Here is a 25,323-nt window from a genome sequence, read left to right as displayed (position 1 = left end):
TCCGTGACTCGCCCGGGTCCTGCAGGGCTCTGCCGGTTGCATCCGGGCTGGGCTTAGGATGCGTGCAACCGGATTCCTGCAGCAAGGGTCTCAAATCGGGGTCCGTCGCACCACACTGTCCGTCTCGAACAATGGAGTTTCAGATGAGCGTCAACGCCGCCTCCGCCGCGCCTTCCGCCGGCCGGATGAGCCGGGAGGAACGCAAAGTCCTCGCCGGAACGCTGGTTGGCACCACCATCGAGTGGTACGACTTCTTTATTTACGCCCAGGCCGCGGGTCTGGTGCTGGCAACGCTGTACTTCGGTCCCATCAATGACGGCCCGCTGGGCCAGGTGGTCTCCTTCGCCACCATCGGCATCAGCTTCCTGTTCCGTCCGCTGGGAGCCATTGTCGCAGGGCACCTGGGGGACCGGATCGGCCGGAAAAAGATGCTCGTGTTCACTTTGATCATGATGGGCGCCTCCACCGCCCTGATCGGGGTGGTGCCCACCTACGCGCAGATCGGTATCGCCGGCCCGATCCTGCTGATCCTGCTGCGCATCCTGCAGGGCTTCTCCGCCGGCGGGGAATGGGGCGGAGCTGCCCTGCTGTCCGTGGAGCACGCCCCGGTGGCCAAGCGCGGGCTCTTCGGTGCGTATCCGCAGATTGGCGTACCCATCGGCATGATCCTGGCAACCTTCGTGATGTACGTGCTGAGCACCAGCCTCACCGAGGACCAGTTCGAAAGCTGGGGCTGGCGTATTCCGTTCCTGCTTTCCGTGGTGCTGATTGCCGTGGGCTACGTCATCCGCCGTTCCGTGTCCGAAAGCCCAATCTTCAAGGAAATCCAGGAGCGGAAGAAGGAGTCCTCCGCCCCGCTGCGGCAGCTGTTCCGGCACAACAGCCGGGAGGTCATCCTCAGCGCCCTGATCTTCGTGGCGAACAACGCGGCCGGCTACCTGGTCATCGCGTTCTTCGCCTCCTATGCCAGCGGCAAGCCCAATCCCGACGGCGGCGGCGGGCTTGGCATGGACCGCCCCTCGGTGCTGTTGGCCACCACCCTGGGCTCTTTCGGCTGGCTGATCTTCACCCTGTACGGAGGCATCCTCTCGGACCGGATTGGACGGATACGCACCTTCCAGCTTGGCTACGTCTGGGTGTTCCTGTGGTCGGTGCCGATGTTCCTGCTGATCGACACCACCAACATTGTCCTGTTTGCGGTGGCGATCTTTGTGCTGACCATCGGCCTGGGCTTGTCCTACGGGCCGCAGTCCGCGCTGTATGCGGAGATGTTCCCGGCCCGGGTGCGCTACTCGGGGGTGTCCATCGGATACGCCCTCGGCGCCATCCTGGGCGGTGCCTTCGCGCCCACCATTGCCCAGGCACTGCTGAACGGGACGGGCTGGTCCCCGGCCATCGGCCTCTACATCATGGTGCTGTGCGTCATTTCCTTCGCGGCAGTTTCGATGGTGAAGGAAACCCGGGGCACGGACCTGCATGTGGAGACCGCGGCCAAGCGGCGTCCGCGCTAGGACCCGGGCTTCGGGCGCTCCAGGACGCCTATTTCGGTGCCCGCCTGGTCATAAATCCGCAGGGTGTCGCCGTCCACGTCGGCGGCGGCACCGCCGGAAAGCCAGGTGTCGATGCCGTGGCAGAGCATCATGGTGGAGGCCATGTCCTGCATGGTGACCCGGTTGCCTTTGACGCTCCAGTGGCCCATCAGCCGGTTGCAGCCGTCGGTTCCGCTGACCCGCCCGTTGGGATCGAAGTCCAGCGACGGTGCTTCGGTGTTGGCCGTGTCGCCCCAGGCCCCGGTGACGTCGGCATCCGGGGTGGCACCGCCGTCGTCCGGGGAAGTACTGCCTGCGACGTCCCCGCACGCCGCGAGCGGCAGCAGCGCGGGCAGCAGCAGGACGGACAAGAGGGCCGGAACCGGCAGGCGGCGCGTCACAGCCACTTGTTCCGTTTGAAGGTCAGGTACAGGACGATGCCGGTGACCAGCATCCCCAGCAGTGCCAGCGGGTAGCCGAACTGCCAGGACAGCTCGGGCATGTTGTCGAAGTTCATCCCGTACACGGTGCCCACCAGGGTGGGAGCGAACAGGATGGCGGCCCAGGAGGAAATCCGCTTGACCTGTTCGTTCTGCTCAATGCTGGTTTCGGCCAGCCGGTTCGAGGCCAGCGTGGAGGACAGGGTCAGCGCGTTTTCCAGGATGGCGCGGTACGCGTTGGCCCGGTCGATCAGGCGCAGCACATGGTCCAGGACGTCGCCGAGGTTGTCCCGCAGTTCGGGCGGAACCCCGTACTGGTCTGCGGCATGCCGCAGTTCGCTCACCACGGTCTGCAGCGGGGAGATGGCGCGCTGGAACTGGATGACCTCACGGGACAGTTCGTAGATGCGGCGGGATACTTCGGCGTCGCCGCTGAACAGCTGGTCTTCGATCTCGTCAATGTCGTTTTCCAGCCCTGCAGCGACCGGCGCGTATTCGTCCACCACCTGGTCCAGCACTGCGTACAGCACGGCCTGCGGCCCCAGGGCCAGCAGATCCGGTTCCTGCTCCACCCGTTTGCGTACCCGGGCCAGGTCCGGGGACTCGGCGTGCCGCACGGTGACCACGAAGTTCGGGCCCACAAACAGGTGCAGCTCACCGAATTCCACCCGTTCGACGTCGTCCAGGTAGCGGGCGGGGCGCAGCACCACAAACAGCTGGTCGTTGTACTGCTCCAGCTTCGAACGCTGGTGTCCGGCGAGGGCGTCTTCGACAATGAGCAGGTTCAGGCCGAATTCCTCGGCGACGGCCAGCAGCTCCACCTCGTCCGGGCGGTACAGGCCGATCCAGGCCATGCCGTCGGAGGTTCGGGTCAGCTCGAAGGTCTCATCCAGGTTGTCCGGGTCGTGGACACGCTTGCCGTCCACGTACACCGCGTTGTCGATCAGCGTCATGGACATACCCCTAGCGTCGAATCCTTGATTACCGTCAGCGGAGCGGCACTGCCGGCCGGACCACTGACCATTATCCCCGTTCCCGGCTCCGCCGGGATCAGAACCGCCAGATGAGCGGCACATACAGCACCGCGGCGGCGAGGAAGACGAAGGAGAGCGGCAGCCCGAGGCGCCAGTAGTCGCCGAAACGGTAGCCGCCCGGCTGCATCACCATGAGGTTGGCAGGGGTTGCGATGGGAGTGAGGAAGGCTGCTGCCCCGACCACGCTGAGCCCCATCATGAACGGGAGCACGCTGACCTCGAGCGTTTGGGCGAAAGTCACTGCTACGGGTCCCATCACGAGCACGGTGGCCACGTTGGAGATGAACTGGCTGAGGATGAGCGCGAGAACGCAGATCACCAGGAGGGCGAGGTGCGGGGACATGCTGCCGGTCGAGTTCAGCACCAGCGAAGCGATCGCATCCGCGGCACCCGAGGACACAAACGCGGAGGACAGCGGGATGAGCGCCCCGATCAGGACCACCGTGTTCCACGAAATAGCCCGAAACCCCTGGGGTACGGTCACCACTCCAAGGAGCACCAGGGCAGCCGCGGCGAGGAGCCCCACGATCACCGGCGGGATGAGCCCGGTGGCCAGCAGCGCGATCGTGGCGGCCAGCACCGCGAGGCAGCGGCGCCATCCGCGGCCCAGCGGCACTCCCCGCTGGAGGGTATGCGGAGGTTCGACGGCGATGACATCGGAGGACTGGACGTATCGGTTCAGGGCATCCCAGGGGCCGTGGACCAGCACCGAGTCTCCGGCCCGCAGCGTCAGCGTGCCGGGAGGCGCGGGGGCGTCGGGGCGCACCGCGGTGGTTCCGCCGCGGTGCAGGGCGACGATCACCAGGTCCTCGTCGCGCGTGGTCATGCCGGGACTGACGATGCGCCCGATCAGTGTTGAACGGGGCGCGATGAGAACCTCCACCACGCCCAGCCGTCCCGTGAACAGCCGCTCCGTGTCGAGGTCGGCTGTGTACATCTCCCGCCAGGACCGCACCCGCTCCCGCGGGTCGGTGCCCGCCTTTGCCAGCTGCTCGGGTGCACGCTTCGGCAGGAACCTTCGCCCCAGCAGTACAACGAGGAGGGTTGTCACGGCGACGAGGGGAAGCCCCACCAGCGCGAACTCGAAGTACCCGAACTCGCGTCCTCCGGAGCTGGCGGAGAGCTCGGAGACGATGATGTTCACCGGCGTTCCCGTAAGGGTCAGCAGCGATCCCGCACTGGCAGCGAAGGCCAGCGGGATGAGCATGTGCGAGGGAATGACCCCGGCCCGCGCCGTTGCAACGACGACCACGGGCAGGAGCGCCGCGACGGCACCGTTAATGCTGATGACCGCGGAGAGGAGCGCGGCGGCAGCCATGATCGTGACGAGCAGGCCGGTGCGGCTCAGCGACGAGTGAAGTTCCAGCTGCTGCCCAACCCAGGCGGTGATCCCCGTGGCGTCCAGGGCCTCGCTGAGCACAAACAGCGAGGCGATGAACAGGGTGATCGGGTCGCTGAAACCCTGCAGGGATTCGTTGAGGGGAAGCACTCCGGTGGCCCACAGTGCCACCGGAACGAAGAGCGCGACGACCACGAGGGGCAGCCGGTTGGTCATGAAGCCCGCTACCGCCAGGGCCAGGACCACAAAGGTGGCGAGCATTGGCGGGATCATGCGGCCGGGCTTTCGGTTGTATCCACGTCTCACCCCTGTGTGTGGTCCCCGACGGTTCGTGCACGCGGTGTTCCCCCGCTTCAATAGCCTGCCCCCGGAACCTTTGCAATGCCATAGCGGCGCCTGCTGAGCCGGCTTAGGCGGATCAGCCGGCCCGGGGGACCGGCTTTGGCCGCGCTGCCGCGACGCTGTCCGCCGCGGAGGGCGTTTCGCGGGCGGTACCCGGAAGTTGCCGGCCGCCGTGCAGGGCGCGCAGGGCGTTGAGGATGGCGGCCAGGTCCACCAGCTCCTGGGTCAATGCCCCGGCTACCGCCGGAATGAACCCGAAGGCGGCGGTCAGCATCAGTGCCAGGCTGAGCGCGATCCCCAGCCAGATGCTGCCCAAAGCCACCCGCATGGTCCGGCGGCCAATCTGAACCGCGTCGGCCACCTTTGAAATGTCATCCGCCACCAGCACGACGTCGGCGGACTCGCTCGCGGCGGTGGATCCGCGCGCTCCCATGGCAATGCCGACGTCGGCCACCGCCAGTACCGGAGCGTCATTGACGCCGTCGCCCACCATGATCACCGGCCGCGGCGCGAGCGTCCGCACGGCGTCAACCTTGCCGGCGGGCAGCAAGCCCGCCCGCACATCGGTTATGCCGAGCCCCGCGGCTACGGCCTCCGCGGTCGCCGCACTGTCACCGGTGAGCATGACCGTGCGGCCGATGCCCAGTTCCGCCAGCCGGTGCAGGGTCGCGGCGGCGTTGTCCCGCACGGCATCGCTCATGATCAGGGTGCCGGCAAAGTGTCCGTCCACGCCGATGTAAACCACCATCTGGCCCGGCTGCAGGTCTGCCGGCCGGGTATCCGGGGCGGTTTCGGCCACGAAACGTTCCTTGCCCACCCGGACAGAATGCCCGTCCAGCACGGCCTCCACACCGTTCGTGGCCGTTTCCCGCGCGTCCGCGGCGGAGTGTGGTTCCAGTCCGCGGGCGGCAGCGGCCTGCTGCACGGCGGCAGCCAGCACATGGGAGGAATACTGTTCGGCGGAAGCGGCCAGGCCCAGCACGTCCTCGGCGCTGAAGCCGGGCTGCGGGCGGACCTCCACCAGTTCGGGATGCCCGTGGGTGAGTGTTCCGGTCTTGTCGAACGCCGCGGTGCCGGCCTTGGCGAGCTGTTCCAGTACGGCTCCGCCCTTGACGATGATCCCGGTGCGGGCCGAACGGCTCATACCGCCCAGGAACGCGACCGGGGCTGCGATCAGCAGCGGGCACGGGGTTGCCAGGACCAGCACCTCCGCGAAACGCACGGGATCCCCGCTCAGTGCCCAGGCCAAGGAGGCGATCAGCAGCGACACCACGGTGAAGGGCACCGCAAACCGGTCGGCCAAGCGGACCACCGGCGCCTTCGACTCGGCGGCCTCGGCCACCAGGGCCACGATGCGCTGGTACTGGCTGTCCGCCGTCGTCGCCGTGGCCTGCAGCAGCACGGCGCGGGCACCGTTGACGGAACCGCTCATCACCGGATCCCCGGCGTGCCTGCCCACGGGAAGGGATTCGCCGGTGAGTGAGGATTCGTCGAAGTCCGCGGCAGAGGAGACCAGGATCCCGTCCACGGGAACCACCTCGGCGGGCCGGATCAGCAGCAGGTCGCCTGGCACCACGTCGGTGGCCGGGACATCCACGGCACCGCGCTGGGTGTTTCCGCCCGGAAACCGGTGCGCCTGTTGGGGGGCCCGGGTGAGCAGGGCGTCCAGCTCCCGGCGGGCCCTGCCAGCGGCGTAGTCCTCCAGCGCCTCACCGCCGGTGAGCATCAGCACGATGATCAGCGCGGCCAGGTACTCGCCGACGACAACGGTGCTCAGGATCGCGATGACGGCCAGGATGTCCAACCCGTAGCGTCCGGCGCGGATGTCCCGGATCATGCCCGCTCCGGTTATTGCCGCTACTGCGCAGGCATAGACGCCGCCGGTCCAGTGCGCGGCGGTGCCCGCGCCGGCCGCCTGCAGTACGAGGAACGCCACCCCCACCAGCACGGTGGCGACCACCAGCGGATAACGCCGGATCAGGGTGCGGCTTCGGTTCATGCGAACAGTGACCATGCCTCTGTTGTAAGCCCGCCGGCACCGCGGTTTCCAGCAAGAGAAAGCTAACCTAACCTCCGCGGAGCGGCCGTTGTGTTCGTTGCGTCCGGAGCGGGCCGGGGCGGGCCGGGCGGGCGGGCCGGAGCGGGCCGTTGCCGCGGAAGCGTGCGGGCCGCCGGGGTTCCGGAGCGGGCCGGGGCGCTAGGCGCCGCGGCGCCGGCTGAGCAGCCCGGACATCAGCAACAGCAGGCCGATTGCCAGCGGCCAGAGCAGGTACATGCTCAGCAGGGCGCCGAATGCGGCGATGACCAGACAGGTGAGCATGCTCGCGCAGACCAGGATCATGCCCAGCGTGATCCGGATCAGGCCGCGGTGCGGGGACGGAATGGGCGGAAGCCATGCGGGCCGCTCGTCAGTCCAGCTCATCCGGCAATTTTAGGACCGACGGAGTGCCGGCGCACCGGTTAGGCCGGCTTTTTCTGCTGTCGCACACGAACCCCGGCTCTTCCCGGCGGCGGGGTGGCGTGAAAGGATGGCCGCACCCTGCCGCCGACCTTCGGGAGCCTGCCACCATGGACCAAAGTGATCTGCTGATTGACGCCTTCGGCCGGCTGCCCGGCACCGTACGGCGCACGGTGAAGGACCTGGACGCGAAGGCCCTGAACCACCGCCCCTACCCGGAGGGAAACTCCATTTCCTGGCTGATTTGGCATCTGGCCCGGGTGGAGGACGCCCAAGTGGCCGATGCCGCCGGGCAGGAACAGGCCTGGACGGCGGACGGCTGGGCGAAACGCGTGGGGCTGCCGTTATCGGTGGAAGACACCGGCTACGGACACACTTCCGAGCAGGTGGCACAGGTGCAGGTATCCTCGGCCGAGGTTTTGCTGGGCTACTACGACGACGTGCATTCCCGCACTGCTGCGTTTGTTTCCGGACTGTCCGCGGCGGACCTGGACCAGGTGGTGGACCGGGCCTGGGATCCGCCGGTCACCCTGGGCGTGCGGCTGGTGAGCATCCTGGCGGACTGCCTGGAGCATGCCGGCCAAGCCGCGTATCTGCGCGGCCTGGTGCTCGCGGAAAGTTCCTAGGGCCCTGTCGGAGGACCAACTCAGCCCATCGAGGTCAGCAGTTCCTCGCAGGCGTTGACGCAACGGCGGCATGCCTCCGCGCAGATCCGGCAGTGTTCATGCATGGACGCGTGCTGCATGCATTCCTCGCCGCAGGCGGCGCAGGCGGCCATGCAGGCGCGCAGCAGGGTTGCCGTTGCGGGGCCGGACGCTGCGGTACGGGACAGTACCGCCGAGGTAACCGCGCAGATCTCCGCGCAGTCGAGGTCAATGCGGATACAGGCCACCAGGTCACCCAGCATGTCCTCGCCCAGACACGCGTCTGCGCAGGCGTTGCAGACCTGGGCGCACTCCGCGCAGGCCTGCAGACATTCGGCGAGTTTACGGGGGTCCGAAGTGCGGGGTCCGCCGGGATGGTTCTTGAGCATTTCGGTGATCAGGGCCATGGGATTCTCCTTCGTTCCGCAGTGCGTTGGCAGGTCCCGGCCGCCGGTGCGGATGGACCCATTGCCCCACGGTAACGACGCTGGCAGGACATCCCAAGGGTGCCGGTCGTTTGGCCGCTGCGCGACGGCGTGATTAGAATCGGTGTAGCCTAACGGGGTCGGTTGATCGGCAGAGTTGATCAGGAAAAATGTTGGTCGTTCCGACGCCGTACGGTGCAGTTTGGGGCCTTAGCTCAGTTGGTAGAGCGTTTCGTTCGCAATGAAAAGGTCAGGGGTTCGATTCCCCTAGGCTCCACAGATTCGAAGGGGTCTGTTTCCCGGTTTACCGGGAAGCGGGCCCCTTTTCTGCGCCCCGGGGCCAGGGGTTGCGGGATCGGGATTACGGGTTCGGGGTGGGACGGAGGCAGTGGGGTCCGCCCCGGAAACGAAAAAGCACAATTTACCGATTCTGGGCCAAAAATCGGTAAAATTTTGCCCTTTCGTTCGTATGCCAGCCCGCCCGCGAGCGGAACTTCCCAGGCAGTGTTAACGGTGGGGCCGGTGTTTCCCCATAGGTCACAGCAGCCCCACTCGGTGGGATCCTCCGCGGGGGCCTCCTGACACCGGTTGCCGTGGTCCTTATAGTCGTGAGCGGGAAAGTCGTGAGCGGGATTCACGCGGCAGGGGGGGACGGGGATACCTCGCGCAGTGCCGGCGGCCCTGGCGGGCCAGCGTTGGGCGGGCAACCGGGCAACCGGCAACCGGCAACCGGGCAACCGGCAACCGGCAACCGGCAACCGGCAACCGGCAACCGGCAACCGGCAACCGGCAACCGGCAACCGGCAACCGGCAACCGGCAACCGGGCAACCTGGCAACCCCGGCAACCTGGCAACCCCGGCAACCTGGCAACCGGACAGCCCCAGCAGCAGCCGACGGTCAGTGTTTGCCGAAAACGGTCAGTATTCGCGGAAGGTGCGTTCCATGAGGATCCTCGTAACCGGTTCAGCCGACGGTCTCGGGCGCGCTGCCGCCGATGCGCTGCTTTCCCAGGGGCACGACGTCGTACTGCATGCACGCAACCGGGACCGTGCAGCCAGCCTGGCGCCCCTTGTCAGCCGCGGGGCGGAGATTGTGGTGGGCGATTTTGCCGACCGCGACGCCGTCCGGGAGGTTGCTGCTGAATTGAACAGCGGGGCGCCGCTGGACTCGGTGATCCATAACGCCGGAGTATGGAGGGGCCCGGCCGTGCTGCCGGTGAACACGGTCGCACCGTATCTCCTTACCGCGCTGCTGGAAGGCCCGCAGCGGCACGTGTACCTGAGCAGCGGTTCCCACTTCGCCGGACAACCATCCCTGGCCGGCGCGGACTGGTCCGGCGGCAGGCCCGGGTCCTACGCGGACAGCAAGCTGTTTGTGACCGCTTTCTCGGCTGCGCTCGCACGCCTGCGGCCGGAGGTGCTGAGCAACGCGGTGGACCCCGGCTGGGTGCCGACGCGGATGGGCGGCCCCGGTGCTCCGGATGATTTGGAGCTGGGCCATCAAACCCAGGAATGGCTGGCCGCCAGCGACCAACCTGAAGCCCTCACGAGTGGCGGCTACTGGTATCACCGGCAGCGGCAACAGCCCCACGCTGCAGTCCATGACGAAGCGTTCCAGGATGAGCTCCTGTCCGCCTTGGCTCGGGAAACCGGCACTTCGCTGCAGTCCTAGCCGGCTAGGTCAGTACAACTAGGCCTCTTCCAAAGCCTCCATGCAGGCACCCAGTGCCTGTGCCAGTGCCTTGGCCTGCCCGTCGCTGAGCCCGGAGACCATCCGCCGGTCCACGGTATCCACCACTGCTTCGGCACGTGCCAAGAGATCCGTGCCTTCGGGGGTCAGTACAGCGGGCAGTGATCTTCCGGATTCCGGGCGGAGCACGAGATCCTGGCCGCTGGTGACCCGCCGGGTGGTGGACACAACAGGGCAACCGGTTTTCGCTCCCGGTGTCCGGTGCCTAGGCTGGAACCATGAAGGTTACTGGCATCATGCGCCCCATCGAAACCCGGGAACTGGAAGCGGAGGGAGAGAATTTTCTTGACGCCCGGGAAGCCCTGCAAAAGCAGGTCCCGGAAGGCTGGCAATTGATTATGGTTACCACCCACCCGTAAAAGGTTATTAGGCAGTACCGGACGTCCCTAATACTATCTTTTGAGTGATACTCAGGATTCTGCTAACCCCCGGAAATCCGCGGATTTCCGGGAGCTAGCCCTTGTTTGGTGAATAGTCAATAACTGACCTGGAAATCACCTCCCAAAACGTTCGTTTTATTCGGTGACACAGCCCCGCCGGCATGTCATGATTTGGCCATGCCGACCCGCGAAGAAATCGATGCAGCCCGTACGCCCTCCGGTGGTTTCACCAAGCAGCAGCTTGCCGAGTGGGGAATCTCCTGGCCTCCGCCGCGCGGTTGGCGCCGCAAGCTGGAGGAAGAGGTCGAGGCAGCGGCGGCAGCCGGGAACCAGGACCGCATCGGCGCGCTCTAGCCGTACGGAACCCCCGGCTAGACTCGCGGTCATGACGTTCACCTTCCGCAGGATGACCGCCGGCGACGCCGATGTCCTTACCTCTTTCCTGACCTCCAACACGTTTCCTTTTCATGCGTCCCCCGCGCCCACCGCGGCGCAGGTGCGGGACCGGGTGCAGCAGGGGCACTTCTGGTCGACGGCGGCGCAGGGGTACTGGATCCAGGATGGCAATCAGGACCTCGGGCTGGTGGTCGTTGAGGATCCTGAGGATGAAAACCCGATGTTCGACCTCCGACTGGCTGAGGAACACCGCGGGCAGGGCCGGGGCGCGGGTATTTTGCGGGCGCTTTGTGGGCTCGTGTTTACCGGGCACGCCGGCAGTGTCCGGTTTGAAGGCCAGACGCGGGAAGACAACATTGCCATGCGGAAAACGTTCTTGCGCGCCGGGTTCGTCAAGGAGGCCCATTACCGTCAGGCATGGCCGACGGCGGACGGTTCCCGGGTGGCATCGGTTGCCTATGCGATACTTCGGTCGGATTGGGAAACCAACACCGTAACCGCGCTGGAATTCGACGATTTCCCCTTTTGTGATCCCCAGTAACCGAGGAAACCCTTTGGCAGCTACCACTCCCGCTATTTCTGTACGCGGATTAACGAAACGCTTCGGTAGCGTGGCCGCTGTCGATGATCTGTCCTTCGAAGTGGCCGCCGGAACCGTCTTTGCTTTCCTCGGGGCCAACGGCGCGGGGAAGTCCACCACCATCTCCTGCCTCACCACGGTCCTGCCGTTCGACTCCGGCACGGTGGAAGTGGCCGGAAATGATGTGCTGCGCAGCGGCACCGGAGTCCGTGAAACCATCGGGGTGGTGTTCCAGGACTCCATGCTGGACCCCATCCTGACCGGCCGCGAGAACCTGCAGACCAGGGCGCGCTTCTATTCCCCTGACAAGGCGGCCAACAATGCCCGCATCGAGGAGCTGAGCCGGATGGTCGGATTGGAGGACTTCCTTGACCGCCGCTACAGCACCTATTCGGGCGGGCAGCGCCGGCGGGTGGACATTGCCCGCGCCCTGCTGCACGCGCCGTCGATCATTTTCCTGGACGAACCCACCGCCGGCCTGGATCCGGCCAGCCGTGCTCTGGTCTGGTCCACCATCCACGACCTGCGGGAAAACCACGGCCTCACCGTTTTCCTCACCACGCACTACATGGAGGAAACCGAGGAAGCGGACCGGGTCTGCGTGATCGAGAAGGGCCGGATCATTGCGGACGGAACACCCACCGAGCTGCGGGCAAAGTACAGCCGCAGCATCCTCTCGATCAGTTCCGCCGACCCGGAGGCACTGCGGCTCCTCGCGCGCGGCGCCGGAGTCGACGTCGTGGGTGAGGAGTCGAACGTGCTCCGGCTGGCGGTGGACCGCTCCGACACTGCCCGGGAGCTGCTGGCCGGGCACGGCGAAAACGTACTGGACTTCGAGTTCCGCCACGGCACCATGGACGATGTGTTTCTGGCCCTGACCGGCCGTCGGGGGGAAGCGGAATGAACGTAGTTATGGACATCACCGGACGGAACCTGCGCCTGTACTTCCGGGACCGGCTGAACGTCTTCTTTTCCCTCCTCGGGGCGCTGGTCCTGTTCCTGCTGTACACCCTGTTCTTGGGCAACCAGCAGACCCAGGGGCTGGCCGAGAGCTTTCCGCAAGCCGCCGAAGAGGACATAAAGGGCTTCGTGGACGCCTGGATGTTCGCCGGGATTGTGGGCATCACCGCTATCACCACCGGACTTGCCGCCGTGAACGTGATTGTGGACGACACCGCCACCGGCCGCTTCCGCGACTTCCTGGTGTCGCCCATCAGCCGCGGCCAGCTGGTGCTGGGGTACCTGCTGTCCACGGTGGTGATAGCGCTGATCATGACCACGGTGGTGTTCGCCGTGAGCCTGGCCTACCTGGGCTTAGTGGACGGGGTGGTGCTCGCTGTGGGGCAGGTGGCCCGCTCCTACGGCTATCTGGTTCTCAGTTGTGTTGCGTTCGGGGCGTTGAGCTGCTTTGTGGTGACGTTCGTCCGCACGCCGGGGTCCTTCGCGGCTCTGTCCACGCTGGTGGGCACCATTCTCGGTTTCGCAGCCGGGTCCTACATTCCGGTGGGTGCCTTTCCCGAGGGTGTGCGGAACTTTGTCAGCGCGCTGCCGTTTATGCAGGCGTCCATGGTGGTGCGCCAGGAAATGACCGAAGGGCCCATGGGGGCGGTGACGGACCAGCCGGGGGCGGTCGCGGAGGTAGAGCGTCTCTTCGGCATCACCGCCTATGTGGGGGACTGGGCCGTGCCCACCGGATATGTGCTGTTTGTCCTGGCGGCGATGGTGGTGGTCTTTTCCGTCCTGGCCGCGCTTCGGATCCGGTCCCGCATTCGCTGAGCAGGGTCCGACGCCGGTACAGGTTCGAGGTGCGGCAGGCACGAGGGCACGACGGCGCGGCCGGCACGACGGCGGCCGCTGACGGATCCGTTCGGCGCGTCCGTCAGCGGGCTGCCTCGATCCGCAGGGCCAAGTTTTCCAAGCCTGCACGGATCATCGAGCCATAGCCGTCGTTGCCCAGCACCTCTGCGGAGGCGAGTCCCAGGACAAGGTGGCGGTGTGCCGGTTCAGGCTCGCCGCGGCGGAGATAGCCATCCCCGAGGTTCAGATGCAGTGAGGGTGCAAACCCGCGGGCCGAGGGGATACCGAGCGGCACCAGGTCCTCGTCCTTGACGCCCGCATGCTCGGCCAAGGCGGCCTCGTCCCAGGCGATTTCCGCGGCAAGGTCAATTTCCGTGTCCGCCAGATAATGCGCCAGGACGCAGCGGTGGGCGTGCTCGCCCGGAACCGTACCCTCCCAGCACTCGAGGAGACGGCGTTTGCCCTCGGCCCGGTCCCCGCTCAGGGCTACCCCCACGGCGTCTGTGATTTCTGCCCACGATGTCATCCGGGAAGCCTAACCGACTCCAGTCAGAAACCCGCAGGCTCAGAACGGTGCAGGCTCCGCACTTGGATGGTCAGCGGTGGGGCGTTCGGTTTCCAGGAAAGGATCAGTGCGGTAGGTGCGTCCGGCCGGTGAGGTCCACTCGATCACACCCGGTGTTGGCTGGTGGGCTTTCCAATAGCCCAGGGTCTTGAAGCGGTGATGCCGGCGGCACAGGTGTTCAAGGTTGCCGTGCTCGGTGGGACCGCCTGCCGCCCAGTCGGTGGTGTGGTCGATTTCCGTGACGGCGGTGCTGACCCTGCAACCCGGGAACCGGCAGGTCCCGTCGCGGGCGCGCAGCCAGCGGGCCAGTCCGGCGGGGACTTTCCGGCGCCTGCCCACGCCGAGGATTTCACCGGTCTTCGGATCCTGGGCCAGACCCGTCCACCCCACCGCGTTGCGGGCCAGTCGGCGGGCTTCTTCGGCGCTGATCGGACCGTAGCCGTGGAGCTCAGCCGGCTCCTCGTTGGCGCCGAAGAGGGTTTCAGCGTTGATCAGGACCATGATTTCCGCCCGCGGCAGGACCGTTGAGGCGTCGGGATCGGCATCGGCAGGTCCACTACCCGCTCCGCCGGCTGCTCGACCGCCTGCTCGACCGCCTGCTCCGCCGGCTGCTCGACCGCCTGCTTCGGCGCCCGCTCCGCTTCGTGCACCTGACGGGGCTGAACCGAGACTACCCATGAGCAGCTGGGCCAGGACATCGGCGCGCAGCTGGTCCGTGGAACGGGAGTCTCCTGCGGCCTGTTCGCCTCGGGCTGCAGCGCTCAAGGCCGTGTAGATCTGCTGGGCTTCCGCGGCCCGCAAATGCGCCGACAGCCACGACATGCCGTCCTCGTCCCGGTCCAGGACAACGCGCCGCTTATCGAAGGCAGTCAGATGCCGTTCGGGCACGGTCTCCGGGTATTTGCGTTCCCTTAGCCGCCTGGCCTTGGCACAGAACTGGCTCCTCGTTACGCCTTCTGCCTTGCCCAGCAGTTCGGACTCGAACCCGGGAAGCTCCGACGCCGGAATGTTCTCACACTGGTCGAGCACCACTTGAGCGTGCCCGTAGCTGAAGCGTCCGTCTTCCAATCCGGCCAGGGTGGCGGTATGGACGCCGCAGAGCCTGTCCGCTTCGAACATCATCCCCTGCGCGGTGGTCTGCGGGACGTTCAAAATAGCTGCGCATTCCGAAGCTGCAAGGCTGAACGCGAGCCCGGCTTCTTCCCGGCCCAAATCCTTGCAGAGACCGGACCGGAAGAGTTCCTCCATATGGTGGATCAGGCGGGCCTCCTGTGCCTGCGTCCACCGAACCAGATGGACCACGCGGGCCAAAACATCGCAGGTGGTCTGTTCGTCAAAGGATTCAAGGTTCTGCAGGGCCAGCACCCCGCTGAAGCCGTCCGGAAAGGCGGTGGCAGCATCCGCGCCTGCGGCAGAATCGCCGGACCGGGAGCCGCCGTCGACGGTACCGGCACCCGCCTGGAACACAGCGAGCGTGCACCCCGCACCTGACGCATCCTTGGTACCAGCCTGGCCTTTAGCCGACTGGTGTTCAGACCCTGCTTCTTCGGTTATCCGTTCGGTGTTCCCGAGCTGATCCATGCCCCAAGGATTTCACCCGGCACTGACATTTCCGGGGCCAAAACAGGCGAAAAAGGGGTGCATGCTCACACCAGAAATACCTGTCTTGAGGACCAGGCTACTTACCTTCCCCTGCCGCCGTCCTTGCCGCCGCCGCCGGCTCCTTTGCCTGATCCGGCAGCGCGAATATGCGGCCGGGGTTCCGACCCTAACCGGTTCCCCGCCAGACTTGAAGAAACCCGCGACGCCGCAGTGAAGGGACACCCCATGGCCACCGACTCCGTCCTCATCATCGGCTCCGGACCCGCCGGGTACACGGCCGGGATTTACGCGGCGAGGGCCGGGCTGAAGCCGCGCATCCTGGCCGGCTCGGTCACCGCTGGCGGGGCGCTGATGAATACTACCGAGGTGGAGAATTTTCCCGGCTTCACCGACGGCATCCAAGGCCCGGACCTGATGGAAAACCTGCGCCGGCAGGCGGAGAAGTTCGGTGCGGTGGTGGAGTACGACGACGTCGTCTCGGTCGAGCTGGCCGGCCACACCAAACGGGTGGCCACTGGAGGCGGGAAAACCTACAAGGCCCGCAGCGTCATCCTCGCCACCGGTTCCGTATACAAGGAGCTGGGACTGCCCGAGGAGAAACAGCTCAACGGGCGGGGCATTTCCTGGTGCGCCACATGCGACGGCTTCTTCTTCCGGAACCAGCCCATTGTGGTGGTGGGCGGCGGGGATTCGGCCATGGAGGAGGCACTGTTCCTGACCCGGTTCGGGGAGTCGGTGACCGTCGTCGTACGCCGCGATGCCCTGCGTGCCTCGCGGATCATGGCCCAGCGCGCCCGCGACCACGGCAAGATCCGCTTCGAGTTCAACAGCGAGGTCACCGCCATCCACGGCACGGACAAAGTCACCGGAGTGACGCTGACGGACACCGTCACGGGGAGCACGCGGGAGGTGCCGGCTACCGGGATCTTCGTGGCCATTGGCCACGCGCCGCGCACCGATCTGCTGGCCGGGCAGGTGGACCTGGACGAAAACGGCTACATCCGGGTGGCCGCCCCCACCACGCAGACCAACCTCGACGGTGTGTTCGCGTGCGGCGACGCGGTGGACCACCGGTACCGGCAGGCGATCACCGCGGCCGGCACCGGCTGCTCGGCGGCGCTCGACGCCGAGCGGTACCTGGCAGCAGTGGAAGATGCGGACAGCATTGCCACCGCACTGGTGGAAGGCTCCCTGCAGGGCTAGGCATGCGGGCCGAGCCCTGTCCGGACGTACCGGAGTCCGGACGTACCGGGCCGAGCCCCTCCTCAGCTCAGGCGCCGGTAAAGGTCAGCACCAGCAGCGTGATGTTCAGTGTGACCAGCAGCAGTGAGACCAGCACGCCCAGTGCCGTGGTCCACCAGTGGTTGCGGTGCACACCCATCACCGCCTGCTGCGCGGTCAGCCAGACCAGCGGTATCAGGGCAAACGGGATGCCGAAGGAGAGGATGACCTGGCTGAGGATCAGGGCCCAGGTGGGATCGATGCCGACGGCGAGGATCGCCAGGGCCGGAATCAGCGTGATCAGGCGGCGCAAGAGCATCGGGATGCGGATTTTCAGCAGCCCCTGCATGATCTCCGCTCCCGCGTAGGCGCCCACCGACGTCGACGCCAGCCCGGACGCGAGCAGCCCCACGGCGAACAGTGTGGCCACCACTCCGCCCAGGGACCCGGCAATGGCGGCATGCGCGCCCTGCAGCGTGTCGGTCCCGTCCACTCCCTGCAGGGAGCTGGCGGCCAGCAGCAGGATGGCCAGGTTCACTGACCCTGCCACCGCCAGGGCAATGGTGACGTCCACCTTGGTGGCCTTGATCAGCCGCGGGGTGGTCAGCGTGTCAGTGCGTCCGGGGAACCGGTCGCGGGTCAGGGCCGAGTGTGCGTAGATGGCGTGCGGCATTACGGTGGCGCCCAGGATGGAAGCTGCCAGCAGCACCGATTCGCTGCCTTCAAAACGCGGGACCAGGCCTTCGGCCACCCCGCCAGCGTCCGGCGGGCTGACGAACACCCCTACCGTGAACCCCACCACGATCACCGCCATCAGGGTGACAATGACGTATTCGAAGCCGCGCTGGCGGCCGCTGTTCTGCAGCTGCAGCACCACAATCGAAATGATGCCGGTAATCAGTCCGCCCAGGAACAACGGCAAGTCAAAGAGCAGCCAGAGGGCGACGGCGCCGCCGATTACCTCCGCCACGTCGGTTGCCATGGCCACCAGCTCGGCCTGCAGCCAGTACAGCCGGCGGGCGGGCTTCCGGCCGATCCGCTCACCAAGCAGTTCCGGCAGGCTGCGGCCCGTGACCAGGCCCAGCTTGGCGGAAAGGTACTGGATGAGCCAGGCCATGATGTTGCCGACTACCACCACCCAGACCAACAGGTAGCCGAACCGGGCCCCAGCGGTCATGTTGCTGGCAACATTGCCCGGGTCCAGATAGGCCACACCGGCTACGAGCGCGGGCCCGAGCAGCCACAGGATATTGCGCGGCCGTCCTGCCGAGCGGGTGCCGGGGTCCGGCACAACGGTCTCTGGGGAAGGGACTGTACGAGCCATGACAGCAACCTAACACTCAAAGTTCGGTGCGCCTAACAATTTTTCCAGGTATGCCTTGGCACCGGGTGGATTGGTGTTCCGGACGCTGACTAACCAGGTGGCCTTGGATCGGTTCAGGAGTGCTTTGGGCGCACCGGATGCCCGGGGCGCTTAGGGCTGGGGCGCGTAGGCCTGCTGACCGGGCTGGTTGGCGAGACCGAAGGGGCCCTTGCTGGCCTGCGGACTGAAAGGACGGAACTGTTTCGGTGGACTATTCGCAGACATTCGATAATTCGCCGGGCGGGCGCTTCCACGGCAGATATCCCGTGACCTCCAGCTGCAGCGAATAACTCAGAAAGGTCCGGATCAGCACAATGACCGCCAGCACTCCCAGTGATTCAAACGTGGGGGTCACGGCTACGGTGCGGATGATGTCCGCAGCGACGAGGAGTTCCAGTCCCAGCAGGATGCTGCGGCCCAGCCGCTGCCGGTAATCCGCGTAGACCCGGGGCTTCCTTTGAGCCAAGGTGACGACGGCGGCAACGCTTGCGGCAATGGCTCCCAGCACTATGGCGGCAACCCCGGCCAGGTCCACCAGCTCCCCGACCGTCTCGATAAAGTGCTTGAAATCCATTCCAACTATCAGCTCCTCCCGGAGCGCCTGCGTCAAGGGTCAGGCGGCTGCGGGGGAGGGGCTGTAGTAAAAACGGAAATCGTCGTACGGATCCCGCCAGGCGGAGTCGTCGCGGGGAATGCGCTGCACCGCCGGTGCCGGTACCCAGCGGTTGTGGGCCACGCCGTCGTCGTCAATCCAGTGCAGGAGCACCTGGGTGCGGGTCCAGGCCACGGCCTTGCCGTCCACGGTTCCGCCGCCGCGGGTGGTGCACCGAACGTACGGTTCCCGGCGGTAATGGGCGTGGGTGACAGGTGTGGTGGGAACAGCGGAGAGGGCGGAGGTGCCGGCGGAGGAGCTCATGGATAAACCATGGCAAGTGGCACTGACATTTCTGCCGGTGCGGGGGAGAGACGGCTAGGAAGCCAGGTCCCGCCATTTCGCAGCAGCACGGCCGGTGAGCTCCGCGCCGCGTTCAGCAGCTCGGCGGGGCATCATGCGGATCACGGGTGCAAGGCCTGCAGCGGGTGCGGTGCCCTCGTGCCGCTCGGCGGCGTTCGCCGGCTTCCCGGGGGCCTTCATGGCAGACCGGTTCAGCACCAGGTAGGCAACGCAAATCGGCAGGAAAAGCAGCGAAATCAGGGTGAGGGCGCCGAGCGCGAAGACGGCCAGGGCGGCATGCACGGGGGAACCGAACAGGGCGCCGACCAGGTCAGCAGCCCCGAACAGCATCCACAGCCAGAAGACGCCGATCAGTACAAGACCGCTGCGCGCCCGGCGGTAGAGCATGGCCGACCGCTTCCGGGTGGAAGGCATGGCCTGAGACTGACTGCCCATTTTGGTTTTTCTCCCCAACTAAAGGTCCCTATCTGGACCTATGCAGATAATAGCCGTTTTTGGCCGAATTGGGAGATGGGCTTTTACCGCCGAGGCCACAGGGGCGCTTCCCGCCGGCTCAGCTTCCCGGCTGGGGATCAGCCCGCAGCTGGGAATGCCGCGGACTGTTGGGGTTCAGCAGGGAGTGGCGGTAGCCGTAGAACCCGTACACGGCCATGCCGATCACCAGCCAAATGGCGAACCGCAGCCAGGTTTCCCAGTGCAGCTGCAGCATCAGGAAGCCGGAGGACAAGACCCCGAATGCCGGGATCCACGGCATCAGCGGCAGCCGGAATTCCCGCGGGGCGTCCGGCTGGCGGTAGCGGAGCACAATCACGGCAACACTCACCACCACAAAGGCGGCCAGGATGCCGATGTTCGTCAGGTCGGCCACGGCGCGGATGGGGAAGAACCCGGCGAGCAGGGCCGAGGCGCCGCCGGCAATCCAGGTAACCCGCTGCGGAGTGCCGCGCCGGTCGGTGCCGGCGAACCAGCCCGGCAGCAGCCCGTCCCGGCTCATGGAGAACCACACCCGGGTGACGCCCAGCAGGAACGTGAGCATCACGGTCAGGATGGAGAGCACCGCGAAAGCCGAAATGACGGTGGCAATGACCGGCAGCCCCACGGACTGGAAGGCCGACGCGAACCCGGCCGTTGGGCTGATGTCCCCGTAATTCTGCATCCCGGTGAGCACCAGGGTGGCCAGGATGTACAGGACCATGGCCACGCCCAGGGACAGCAGGATGGCCTTGGGCATGTGTTTTTTGCCGTCCTTGGCTTCCTCTGCTGCAGTGCTCATGGCGTCGTAGCCGAAAACGGCGAAGAACACAGTGGCGGCACCGGTGAACACGGCGCCGAATCCGCTGGGCAGGAAGGGCGTGTAGTTGTCCGTGTTGATGAAGAAGAAACCAAGACCGACGATGAACAGGATCAGCAGCACCTTCAACCCCACGGCAACCAGCTCGAACCTGCCGAAGGTCTTGGTGCCGCGGCTCAGGATGAAGGTGATGAACAAGCAGACGACGGCGGCGGGCAGGTTGATCAGCCCGCCCTCCACGGTGTCACCGGTCCCCTGCATCCACACCGGCATGTCGATACCGAAGCCCGCCAGGAACTCGGTGAAGTACCCGGAAATACCAATGGCGACCACCGCCACGATGGCCGTGTACTCCAGGAGCAAATCCCAGCCGATGAACCAGCCGATCAGCTCCCCCAAAGCCACGTACCCGTAGGTGTAAGCGGACCCGGCCCGCGGCACCATGCCGGCGAACTCAGCGTAGGAAAGCGCGGCAGCCGCACTGGCCAGACCGGCGACGAGGAAGGAAATCAGCACGGCCGGACCCACCGGGGCAGCGTCCGGTCCACCGTTGGCCACCAGGCCGGCGAGGGTGAAAATGCCGATGCCGATAATCCCGCCCACCCCGATGGCGGTCAGTTGCCACAGGCCCAGGCTTTTGAACAGCTTGTTGCCGGTCTTCTCGTCGTCGATCTCTTCGATGGGCTTGCGGCGGAGGACGGAACCTCCGCGGCCCGCAACTGTGGACATATCTGCTCCGTTCCGTACGCGGCAGTGCCGGGACCGGGTGCCGGGCACCCGCTAGGGCAGAAGTATGGACCCCTGCACTGCCATCCGGGTACCCCTGCGCCGTTATCTGTTCAACCGGCGCGGGCACCGCCGGGAAACGGGCAGGCAGCAGGGCCCGCAGGCGTTGCGGGCCCGGGAGCCGGAAGACCGGATCGGACGGGCCGCCTAGCGCGGGCCGCCTAGCGCTGGCCGCGCAGGGCCGCGGCGGCGTCGCTGGCAGTGGTCCGGATCCGGTAGAGGCTCGACGTCGCGGTCATGTACAGCGTGCGGCCGTCGGCGCCGCCGAAGCAGACGTTGCTGACCGTTTCCGGCACCGGAATGTGCAGGAGCACTTCCCCTGCAGGGGAGAAGACCCGCACCCCGTCGCCGCCGGAAGACCAGAGATTGCCGTCGGTATCCACCCGGAAACCATCCGGCACGCCCGGGGCCACCCGCACGAAGACGCGGCCGTTTTTCGCCTGCCGCCCGTCGACGACGTCGTAGGCGCGGATGGGGTTGCCCGCAGGCTGCGCCGGCCCGGCGGGGGAGACGGTTTCCTCGGCGGTATCCGAAACGTACAGGACGGACTCATCCGGCGAGAACGCCAGGCCGTTGGGCGCCATGATGTCCGTGATGACTGCGGTCAGTTCCCCGCTGGCCGGATCGAAGCGGAACACGTACCGGTCCCCGTATTCCAGCTCTCCGCCGTGGCCTTCCGCCGGATTGTCGATGCCGTAGGAGGGATCCGAGAACCAGACGGTGCCGTCGGACTTGACCACGACGTCGTTGGGGGAGTTGAAGCGCACCTCGCCGAAGCGGTCCACCAAGGTCTGAACGGTGCCGTTGGTATCGCGCTCAATGGCCCGGCGTCCGTGCGAGCACTGGACCACGGAGCCGTCGGCGTCGAGTGCGCGGCCGTTGGTGAATTCCACATCCCGGCCGTACACGCTGAGCTCGCCCGTGGTTTCGCTGTATTCCAGGATTCGGTTGGACCGCACGTCGCTGTACCGGACAGCATTGCGCTGCGGAACCCAGGTTGGTCCTTCGGCCCAGACCGCCCCGGTGCCCACCTGCTCCAGCTCGGCTCCGTCTTCCAGCAGTGCGTCCATGCGTTGTCTCCTTTTCGCAGCCCCCTGCGGGCCCAAGCGTGTGCGGTCTGCGTCCTTTTATACGCGAGGCGGCCGCCGGTCCCAAGCCGGGCAGCACCGCGGATGTGCTCCGGGGTTGCGAAGCGCGCGCAAGGCTAGGCGACCCAACCGTGGATCAGGAGGTCGGCGTGCTGCCGAAAAGTGCGCACCAGGTCCGCGTTGGGCTGGTCCACGTCCTGCACCCACGCTGCTGCCGTCACCGGGTCCTTGCCGAAACGGATGTGCCGTTCCACCAGGCGTTCCATCCGCAGTTCCTCCTCGGGTTCGCAGAACCAAACCTCAGTGCAGTGGGAACGGACCTGCCGCCATTCCGGCCGGTCCAGCAGCAGGTAGTTGCCCTCGGTGAGGATGACGCGTGCGGCGGGGAACACCGGGATGTCCCCGGCCAGCGGCTGCTCCAGGGTCCGTTCAAACCCCGGGGCGTAGACGACGGCGGTGCGCGGGGCGGTCAGCCGCTCCAGCAGTGCGGCGTACCCGCCGGCGTCGAAGGTTTCCGGTGCGCCTTTGCGCTGCAGCAGGCCCAGGCGGGTCAGTTCCCGGTCGGAGAGGTGGAAGCCGTCCATGGGCACATGGGCAAAGCGGCGCGATTCCAGGGGTTGGTCCTCCGGATTCAGGGCTTGGACCAGTGCTTCCACCAGGGTGGTTTTTCCCGCTCCGGGCGCACCGGTGATGCCGACGATCACGGGCCCGTCCGTGGTCCCGGCCAACGTTAGGAGCCGCGTTTTCAACTCGGTCAGGGCGGTAGCACTGGACACGGTCCTTCCGCTCCTCCTCCGTCCCGGTCTGCTCCGGACAGGTCTTTTCTTCATGCAGGTTCCGGTTCGGCCCAGTCTATGGCGGCGATGCCGGTCCACCCGGGACATTGGCCGTGACTTCTCCTACGCTGTGTGCCCAGGAGAAAACCCAAGGGAAAACCTGCCTAGGAGGCGGCCGTGGGCCGTGGACGTACGCTTTTGAAGGCCGCCGCGCAGGGCGCCGTCGCAGGTTTGGCCGGGGTGGCCGTGATGACCGCAGGCGAAAAGGCCGAACAGGCACTGACCCGCCGGCCCAACTCCTACGTGCCGGGCCGGACCCTGCTGAGCATGCTGGGCAGGCACCCGGCTCCGGACGCGCAGCCGCCGATATGGAACCACGCGATGCACTGGGGAACCGGCGCCGTGCTCGGCGGACTGCGCGGCATCTGGTCGGTGACGGGCATCCGCGGTCCGGTGGCCAACACCACGTTCACCGTGGTGCGTCTGGCAACGGACCAGACACTGGAAAACGCCACCGGCATCGGCGCGCCGCCCACCTCCTGGCCGCTGCCCGAAACGGCCGTGGATGTGTGGCACAAAGCCGTCTACGCCTGGGCCACCGGGCTTGTCTCAGACGCCTGGATCGCCCCGATCCTGGAATCCCGGCAGGGCACCACCAGCCACTGACCCGAGGCGTGCGGGCCGCACCCGTCCCGGCCTAAGCTGGGGATGTTGCCTATCCGAGGAGAAATACGTTGTCCCTGCTGACCCCCTTGATTACCAGCGCCGGCCTGATCGGCGGCTACAAGACCGCCCGTGATACCGGGAACCGCCAGCTCGGCGGAGCCGTCCTCGCCGCGGCGGGCGCCGCCGCCTTCGCCCTGTGGAAGCGCGACGCCGGCACGGGCACCGCTGCCGCACTCACCACCGGCTACGTTGCCGCCTTCGGCCTGTCCCACCCGCTGGCCAAGAAGATGGGCGCCTGGCCGTCCGTCTTCACCGTAACCGGGGCCGTCGCCCTGGCTTCGCTGGTCTTCGGCCGGAAGCGCTAGCCGCAGCGAAAAACACAAGTACAGATAGGGCCGGACAGGAATACCTGTCCGGCCCTATCTGTGTGTGGCGGCAGCGGCAGAAAGTAATTCTATTTATCTATTGTGACGATCGTCATAGTCTGTCAATAATGGAGCGTCCAAGCACTGCAACGCAAGGAGCACCGTGGCTACACAGGCACCATCATCGACTGAATGGAACATTCCCCGCCGCACCACGGGCCTGGTGCTGTTTGCCTGCTGGCTGGCAATCCTGGCCGAGGGATACGACGTCGGCGTCCTCGGCGCCGTGCTTCCCGCACTCGCGGAATACAAGGAATGGGACCTCTCACCCCTTGAACTGGGCGGGCTGGGCGCTTACGCACTGGTAGGCATGCTCTTTGGCGCCCTGTTTATCGGCACCCTCAGCGACATCATTGGCCGCAAGAAAATGCTGCTGCTTTCCATGCTGATCTTCACCGTGACGCAGGCGGGCGCCGCGATGGCCCCCACCCCGGAAATGTTCGGCCTCTTCCGCTTCCTGGGCGGACTCGGCATGGGCGGCGTCATCCCGGTGGCCGCCGCGCTGACCATCGAGTACTCCGCACCGAAGAAGCGCTCTTTCAACTACGGCTTGATGTACTCGGGCTACTCGCTGGGCATTGTTGCCTCGGCACTGGTCGCCATGGCCCTGCTGCCGGCATTCGGCTGGCGGGCAGTCATTGCCGTGGGGGCGCTCCCGGTGGTCATCCTGCCCGTAGTGGCCTACCTGCTGCCCGAATCGCTGGAGTACCTCGTCTCCAAGGGCCGGATCACGCAGGCCAAAGCCCTCGCCGCACGCCAGAACATCCCCAACTACAACCCCGCACCGCCTGCCCGCGGGACGGCGGCAATTCCCTGGCGCGAAGTCATGGCCACCATGTTCTCCAAGCGGTTCCTCCGGTCCACGGTCTTCTTCTGGATCTCGCTGTTCTGCGGCATGGTCCTGGTCTACGGCCTCAACACCTGGCTGCCGCAGATCATGCGCAAGGCCGGCTATGACCTGGGATCCTCGCTGACCTTCCTTCTGGTCTTCAGCCTGGCCTCCGCCATCGGTGGCCTGGTCCTTGGATACGCCGCAGACCGGGTGGGGCAAAAGCGCATCCTGGTGGTCTTCTACATCCTCGGTGCAGCGGGAATCCTCCTGCTGATGTTCCCCAACTCCATGGTTGTGAACCTGGCCTTCGTTGCCTTCGCGGGCATTGGATCGATCTCCACGTCCTTGGTCCTCACCGGCTATATTGCGGACTACTACCCGGCGGCCACCCGAGCCACGGCCACGGGCTGGGCGCTCAGCTTCGCGCGGATCGGTGCCATCAGCGGTCCAATCATCGGCGGCTGGATCGCCGGTGCCGGAGTTCCCTTCGAATGGAACTTTGCCGTCTTTGCCGTCATCGGCCTGGTTGCCGCCGGCGCGGTCGCCATGATCCCCAAGCGGGTTCCCCAGTTGGACGGCCTGGCTGCGGATACTGCCGTACCGGCTGCCTCCCCTGCGGCCGGTTCCACCAAATAAAAC

At 66.3% G+C, this 25,323-nt stretch carries 28 protein-coding genes and 1 tRNA gene; 13 read left to right on the top strand and 16 right to left on the bottom strand.

Going from position 1 to position 25,323, the window contains the following annotated elements; genetic code table 11:
• Positions 1-143 precede the first annotated feature (143 nt).
• Positions 144-1,511, top strand: coding sequence for an MFS transporter (locus LOC57_RS03560; protein WP_227911899.1), 1,368 nt, complete (start codon positions 144-146; stop codon positions 1,509-1,511).
• On the opposite strand, the gene LOC57_RS03555 is transcribed toward LOC57_RS03560, so the two are convergent.
• From LOC57_RS03555 to LOC57_RS03535, 5 genes are all read right to left on the bottom strand, one after another.
• On the bottom strand, positions 1,508-1,936 hold the full coding sequence (locus LOC57_RS03555; RefSeq protein ID WP_227911898.1) for an META domain-containing protein: 429 nt from the start codon (positions 1,934-1,936) through the stop codon (positions 1,508-1,510). The genes LOC57_RS03560 and LOC57_RS03555 overlap by 4 nt on opposite strands.
• The gene (corA, locus tag LOC57_RS03550; protein WP_229958328.1) at positions 1,927-2,922 is read right to left on the bottom strand and encodes a magnesium/cobalt transporter CorA; all 996 of its coding nucleotides are present in this window, start codon (positions 2,920-2,922) and stop codon (positions 1,927-1,929) included. The genes LOC57_RS03555 and corA overlap by 10 nt, the downstream gene beginning before the upstream one ends.
• Positions 2,923-3,019: 97 nt before the next feature.
• Positions 3,020-4,603 carry an SLC13 family permease gene (locus LOC57_RS03545; RefSeq protein WP_229958102.1) on the bottom strand — a complete coding sequence of 528 codons (1,584 nt, stop codon included), beginning with the start codon at positions 4,601-4,603 and terminating at the stop codon, positions 3,020-3,022.
• Positions 4,604-4,760: 157 nt separating this feature from the next.
• Complete coding sequence (locus LOC57_RS03540; protein ID WP_229958100.1) at positions 4,761-6,698, bottom strand: heavy metal translocating P-type ATPase; 1,938 nt, start codon at positions 6,696-6,698, stop codon at positions 4,761-4,763.
• 183 nt (positions 6,699-6,881) lie between these two features.
• Positions 6,882-7,106, bottom strand: coding sequence for a hypothetical protein (locus tag LOC57_RS03535; protein WP_227911895.1), 225 nt, complete (start codon positions 7,104-7,106; stop codon positions 6,882-6,884).
• 146 nt (positions 7,107-7,252) lie between these two features.
• Here LOC57_RS03535 and LOC57_RS03530 point away from each other — a divergent pair, with 146 nt between their 5' ends.
• Entirely contained in the window at positions 7,253-7,768 is a 516-nt protein-coding gene (locus tag LOC57_RS03530; RefSeq protein ID WP_229958098.1) for a mycothiol transferase, read from the top strand.
• Positions 7,769-7,788: 20 nt separating this feature from the next.
• Here the strand turns inward: LOC57_RS03530 and LOC57_RS03525 are convergent, their stop codons facing one another.
• Positions 7,789-8,193: a four-helix bundle copper-binding protein gene (locus LOC57_RS03525; RefSeq protein WP_227911893.1), complete on the bottom strand. Its 405-nt coding sequence runs from the start codon at positions 8,191-8,193 to the stop codon at positions 7,789-7,791.
• 222 nt (positions 8,194-8,415) lie between these two features.
• Between LOC57_RS03525 and LOC57_RS03520 the strand changes: the two genes are divergently transcribed.
• A tRNA-Ala gene (locus LOC57_RS03520) sits at positions 8,416-8,488 on the top strand.
• A gap of 666 nt (positions 8,489-9,154) precedes the next feature.
• Positions 9,155-9,883 carry an SDR family NAD(P)-dependent oxidoreductase gene (locus LOC57_RS03515; protein ID WP_229958096.1) on the top strand — a complete coding sequence of 243 codons (729 nt, stop codon included), beginning with the start codon at positions 9,155-9,157 and terminating at the stop codon, positions 9,881-9,883.
• A gap of 18 nt (positions 9,884-9,901) precedes the next feature.
• On the opposite strand, the gene LOC57_RS03510 is transcribed toward LOC57_RS03515, so the two are convergent.
• A complete protein-coding gene (locus tag LOC57_RS03510) occupies positions 9,902-10,129 on the bottom strand; it encodes a hypothetical protein (protein ID WP_229958093.1) in 228 nt (75 codons plus the stop codon).
• 50 nt (positions 10,130-10,179) lie between these two features.
• Here LOC57_RS03510 and LOC57_RS03505 point away from each other — a divergent pair, with 50 nt between their 5' ends.
• The 5 genes from LOC57_RS03505 to LOC57_RS03485 all read left to right on the top strand — a co-directional run bounded on the left by LOC57_RS03505 (position 10,180) and on the right by LOC57_RS03485 (position 13,093).
• On the top strand, positions 10,180-10,320 hold the full coding sequence (locus LOC57_RS03505) for a hypothetical protein (RefSeq protein ID WP_227911891.1): 141 nt from the start codon (positions 10,180-10,182) through the stop codon (positions 10,318-10,320).
• Positions 10,321-10,518: 198 nt separating this feature from the next.
• Positions 10,519-10,695, top strand: a complete 177-nt coding sequence (locus LOC57_RS03500) for a hypothetical protein (RefSeq protein WP_227911890.1) — start codon at positions 10,519-10,521, stop codon at positions 10,693-10,695.
• A gap of 31 nt (positions 10,696-10,726) precedes the next feature.
• A complete protein-coding gene (locus LOC57_RS03495) occupies positions 10,727-11,278 on the top strand; it encodes a GNAT family N-acetyltransferase (protein WP_227925618.1) in 552 nt (183 codons plus the stop codon).
• 70 nt (positions 11,279-11,348) lie between these two features.
• Complete coding sequence (locus LOC57_RS03490; protein ID WP_227911888.1) at positions 11,349-12,221, top strand: ABC transporter ATP-binding protein; 873 nt, start codon at positions 11,349-11,351, stop codon at positions 12,219-12,221.
• The gene (locus LOC57_RS03485; protein ID WP_229958091.1) at positions 12,218-13,093 is read left to right on the top strand and encodes an ABC transporter permease; all 876 of its coding nucleotides are present in this window, start codon (positions 12,218-12,220) and stop codon (positions 13,091-13,093) included. The genes LOC57_RS03490 and LOC57_RS03485 overlap by 4 nt, the downstream gene beginning before the upstream one ends.
• Before the next feature lie 103 nt (positions 13,094-13,196).
• On the opposite strand, the gene LOC57_RS03480 is transcribed toward LOC57_RS03485, so the two are convergent.
• Both LOC57_RS03480 and LOC57_RS03475 read right to left on the bottom strand, forming a co-directional pair.
• Entirely contained in the window at positions 13,197-13,640 is a 444-nt protein-coding gene (locus tag LOC57_RS03480) for a hypothetical protein (protein ID WP_229958089.1), read from the bottom strand.
• Positions 13,641-13,679: 39 nt separating this feature from the next.
• Entirely contained in the window at positions 13,680-15,260 is a 1,581-nt protein-coding gene (locus LOC57_RS03475) for an HNH endonuclease signature motif containing protein (protein WP_229958088.1), read from the bottom strand.
• A gap of 246 nt (positions 15,261-15,506) precedes the next feature.
• On the opposite strand from LOC57_RS03475, the gene trxB reads away from it, so the two are divergent.
• The gene (gene trxB / locus LOC57_RS03470) at positions 15,507-16,484 is read left to right on the top strand and encodes a thioredoxin-disulfide reductase (protein ID WP_227925612.1); all 978 of its coding nucleotides are present in this window, start codon (positions 15,507-15,509) and stop codon (positions 16,482-16,484) included.
• A gap of 67 nt (positions 16,485-16,551) precedes the next feature.
• Here trxB and LOC57_RS03465 read toward each other — a convergent pair whose 3' ends face one another.
• From LOC57_RS03465 to LOC57_RS03435, 7 genes are all read right to left on the bottom strand, one after another.
• Positions 16,552-17,826 carry an Nramp family divalent metal transporter gene (locus LOC57_RS03465; protein ID WP_229958086.1) on the bottom strand — a complete coding sequence of 425 codons (1,275 nt, stop codon included), beginning with the start codon at positions 17,824-17,826 and terminating at the stop codon, positions 16,552-16,554.
• A gap of 250 nt (positions 17,827-18,076) precedes the next feature.
• The gene (locus tag LOC57_RS03460; protein ID WP_229958084.1) at positions 18,077-18,439 is read right to left on the bottom strand and encodes a DUF1622 domain-containing protein; all 363 of its coding nucleotides are present in this window, start codon (positions 18,437-18,439) and stop codon (positions 18,077-18,079) included.
• 39 nt (positions 18,440-18,478) lie between these two features.
• Positions 18,479-18,781 carry a hypothetical protein gene (locus LOC57_RS03455; RefSeq protein ID WP_227911881.1) on the bottom strand — a complete coding sequence of 101 codons (303 nt, stop codon included), beginning with the start codon at positions 18,779-18,781 and terminating at the stop codon, positions 18,479-18,481.
• Positions 18,782-18,835: 54 nt separating this feature from the next.
• Entirely contained in the window at positions 18,836-19,234 is a 399-nt protein-coding gene (locus LOC57_RS03450) for a hypothetical protein (protein WP_227911880.1), read from the bottom strand.
• A 139-nt stretch (positions 19,235-19,373) separates the two neighbouring features.
• On the bottom strand, positions 19,374-20,840 hold the full coding sequence (locus LOC57_RS03445) for an amino acid permease (RefSeq protein WP_229958082.1): 1,467 nt from the start codon (positions 20,838-20,840) through the stop codon (positions 19,374-19,376).
• A 218-nt stretch (positions 20,841-21,058) separates the two neighbouring features.
• Positions 21,059-21,967, bottom strand: coding sequence for an SMP-30/gluconolactonase/LRE family protein (locus tag LOC57_RS03440; protein WP_229958080.1), 909 nt, complete (start codon positions 21,965-21,967; stop codon positions 21,059-21,061).
• Positions 21,968-22,101: 134 nt separating this feature from the next.
• Positions 22,102-22,761: a nucleoside/nucleotide kinase family protein gene (locus LOC57_RS03435; RefSeq protein ID WP_229958078.1), complete on the bottom strand. Its 660-nt coding sequence runs from the start codon at positions 22,759-22,761 to the stop codon at positions 22,102-22,104.
• A 177-nt stretch (positions 22,762-22,938) separates the two neighbouring features.
• Here LOC57_RS03435 and LOC57_RS03430 point away from each other — a divergent pair, with 177 nt between their 5' ends.
• From LOC57_RS03430 to LOC57_RS03420, 3 genes are all read left to right on the top strand, one after another.
• Positions 22,939-23,427 carry a hypothetical protein gene (locus LOC57_RS03430; RefSeq protein ID WP_227911876.1) on the top strand — a complete coding sequence of 163 codons (489 nt, stop codon included), beginning with the start codon at positions 22,939-22,941 and terminating at the stop codon, positions 23,425-23,427.
• A gap of 68 nt (positions 23,428-23,495) precedes the next feature.
• Positions 23,496-23,792 (top strand): hypothetical protein, encoded by a 297-nt coding sequence (locus tag LOC57_RS03425; protein WP_227911875.1) that lies wholly within the window; start codon positions 23,496-23,498, stop codon positions 23,790-23,792.
• A 163-nt stretch (positions 23,793-23,955) separates the two neighbouring features.
• On the top strand, positions 23,956-25,320 hold the full coding sequence (locus tag LOC57_RS03420) for an MFS transporter (RefSeq protein WP_227925609.1): 1,365 nt from the start codon (positions 23,956-23,958) through the stop codon (positions 25,318-25,320).
• Positions 25,321-25,323: the final 3 nt, after the last annotated feature.

This window comes from Arthrobacter sp. zg-Y750 (assembly GCF_020907365.1).
GTDB lineage: Bacteria > Actinomycetota > Actinomycetes > Actinomycetales > Micrococcaceae > Arthrobacter_B.
The sequence above is the reverse complement of the archived record's forward strand: the minus strand, read 5'-3'. Positions and strand labels throughout refer to the sequence as shown.

Coding starts and splice junctions, on each gene's coding strand:
- trxB (WP_227925612.1), top strand. CDS start 15,507: ATGGCCACCGACTCCGTCCTCATCATCGGCTCCGGACCCGCCGGGTAC.
- LOC57_RS03505 (WP_227911891.1), top strand. CDS start 10,180: ATGAAGGTTACTGGCATCATGCGCCCCATCGAAACCCGGGAACTGGAA.
- LOC57_RS03530 (WP_229958098.1), top strand. CDS start 7,253: ATGGACCAAAGTGATCTGCTGATTGACGCCTTCGGCCGGCTGCCCGGC.
- LOC57_RS03480 (WP_229958089.1), bottom strand. CDS start 13,640: ATGACATCGTGGGCAGAAATCACAGACGCCGTGGGGGTAGCCCTGAGC.
- LOC57_RS03525 (WP_227911893.1), bottom strand. CDS start 8,193: ATGGCCCTGATCACCGAAATGCTCAAGAACCATCCCGGCGGACCCCGC.
- LOC57_RS03560 (WP_227911899.1), top strand. CDS start 144: ATGAGCGTCAACGCCGCCTCCGCCGCGCCTTCCGCCGGCCGGATGAGC.
- LOC57_RS03455 (WP_227911881.1), bottom strand. CDS start 18,781: ATGAGCTCCTCCGCCGGCACCTCCGCCCTCTCCGCTGTTCCCACCACA.
- LOC57_RS03460 (WP_229958084.1), bottom strand. CDS start 18,439: ATGGATTTCAAGCACTTTATCGAGACGGTCGGGGAGCTGGTGGACCTG.
- LOC57_RS03495 (WP_227925618.1), top strand. CDS start 10,727: ATGACGTTCACCTTCCGCAGGATGACCGCCGGCGACGCCGATGTCCTT.
- LOC57_RS03500 (WP_227911890.1), top strand. CDS start 10,519: ATGCCGACCCGCGAAGAAATCGATGCAGCCCGTACGCCCTCCGGTGGT.
- LOC57_RS03485 (WP_229958091.1), top strand. CDS start 12,218: ATGAACGTAGTTATGGACATCACCGGACGGAACCTGCGCCTGTACTTC.
- LOC57_RS03445 (WP_229958082.1), bottom strand. CDS start 20,840: ATGTCCACAGTTGCGGGCCGCGGAGGTTCCGTCCTCCGCCGCAAGCCC.
- corA (WP_229958328.1), bottom strand. CDS start 2,922: ATGACGCTGATCGACAACGCGGTGTACGTGGACGGCAAGCGTGTCCAC.
- LOC57_RS03545 (WP_229958102.1), bottom strand. CDS start 4,603: ATGCTCGCCACCTTTGTGGTCCTGGCCCTGGCGGTAGCGGGCTTCATG.
- LOC57_RS03465 (WP_229958086.1), bottom strand. CDS start 17,826: ATGGCTCGTACAGTCCCTTCCCCAGAGACCGTTGTGCCGGACCCCGGC.
- LOC57_RS03440 (WP_229958080.1), bottom strand. CDS start 21,967: ATGGACGCACTGCTGGAAGACGGAGCCGAGCTGGAGCAGGTGGGCACC.
- LOC57_RS03540 (WP_229958100.1), bottom strand. CDS start 6,698: ATGGTCACTGTTCGCATGAACCGAAGCCGCACCCTGATCCGGCGTTAT.
- LOC57_RS03475 (WP_229958088.1), bottom strand. CDS start 15,260: ATGGATCAGCTCGGGAACACCGAACGGATAACCGAAGAAGCAGGGTCT.
- LOC57_RS03535 (WP_227911895.1), bottom strand. CDS start 7,106: ATGAGCTGGACTGACGAGCGGCCCGCATGGCTTCCGCCCATTCCGTCC.
- LOC57_RS03515 (WP_229958096.1), top strand. CDS start 9,155: ATGAGGATCCTCGTAACCGGTTCAGCCGACGGTCTCGGGCGCGCTGCC.
- LOC57_RS03450 (WP_227911880.1), bottom strand. CDS start 19,234: ATGCCTTCCACCCGGAAGCGGTCGGCCATGCTCTACCGCCGGGCGCGC.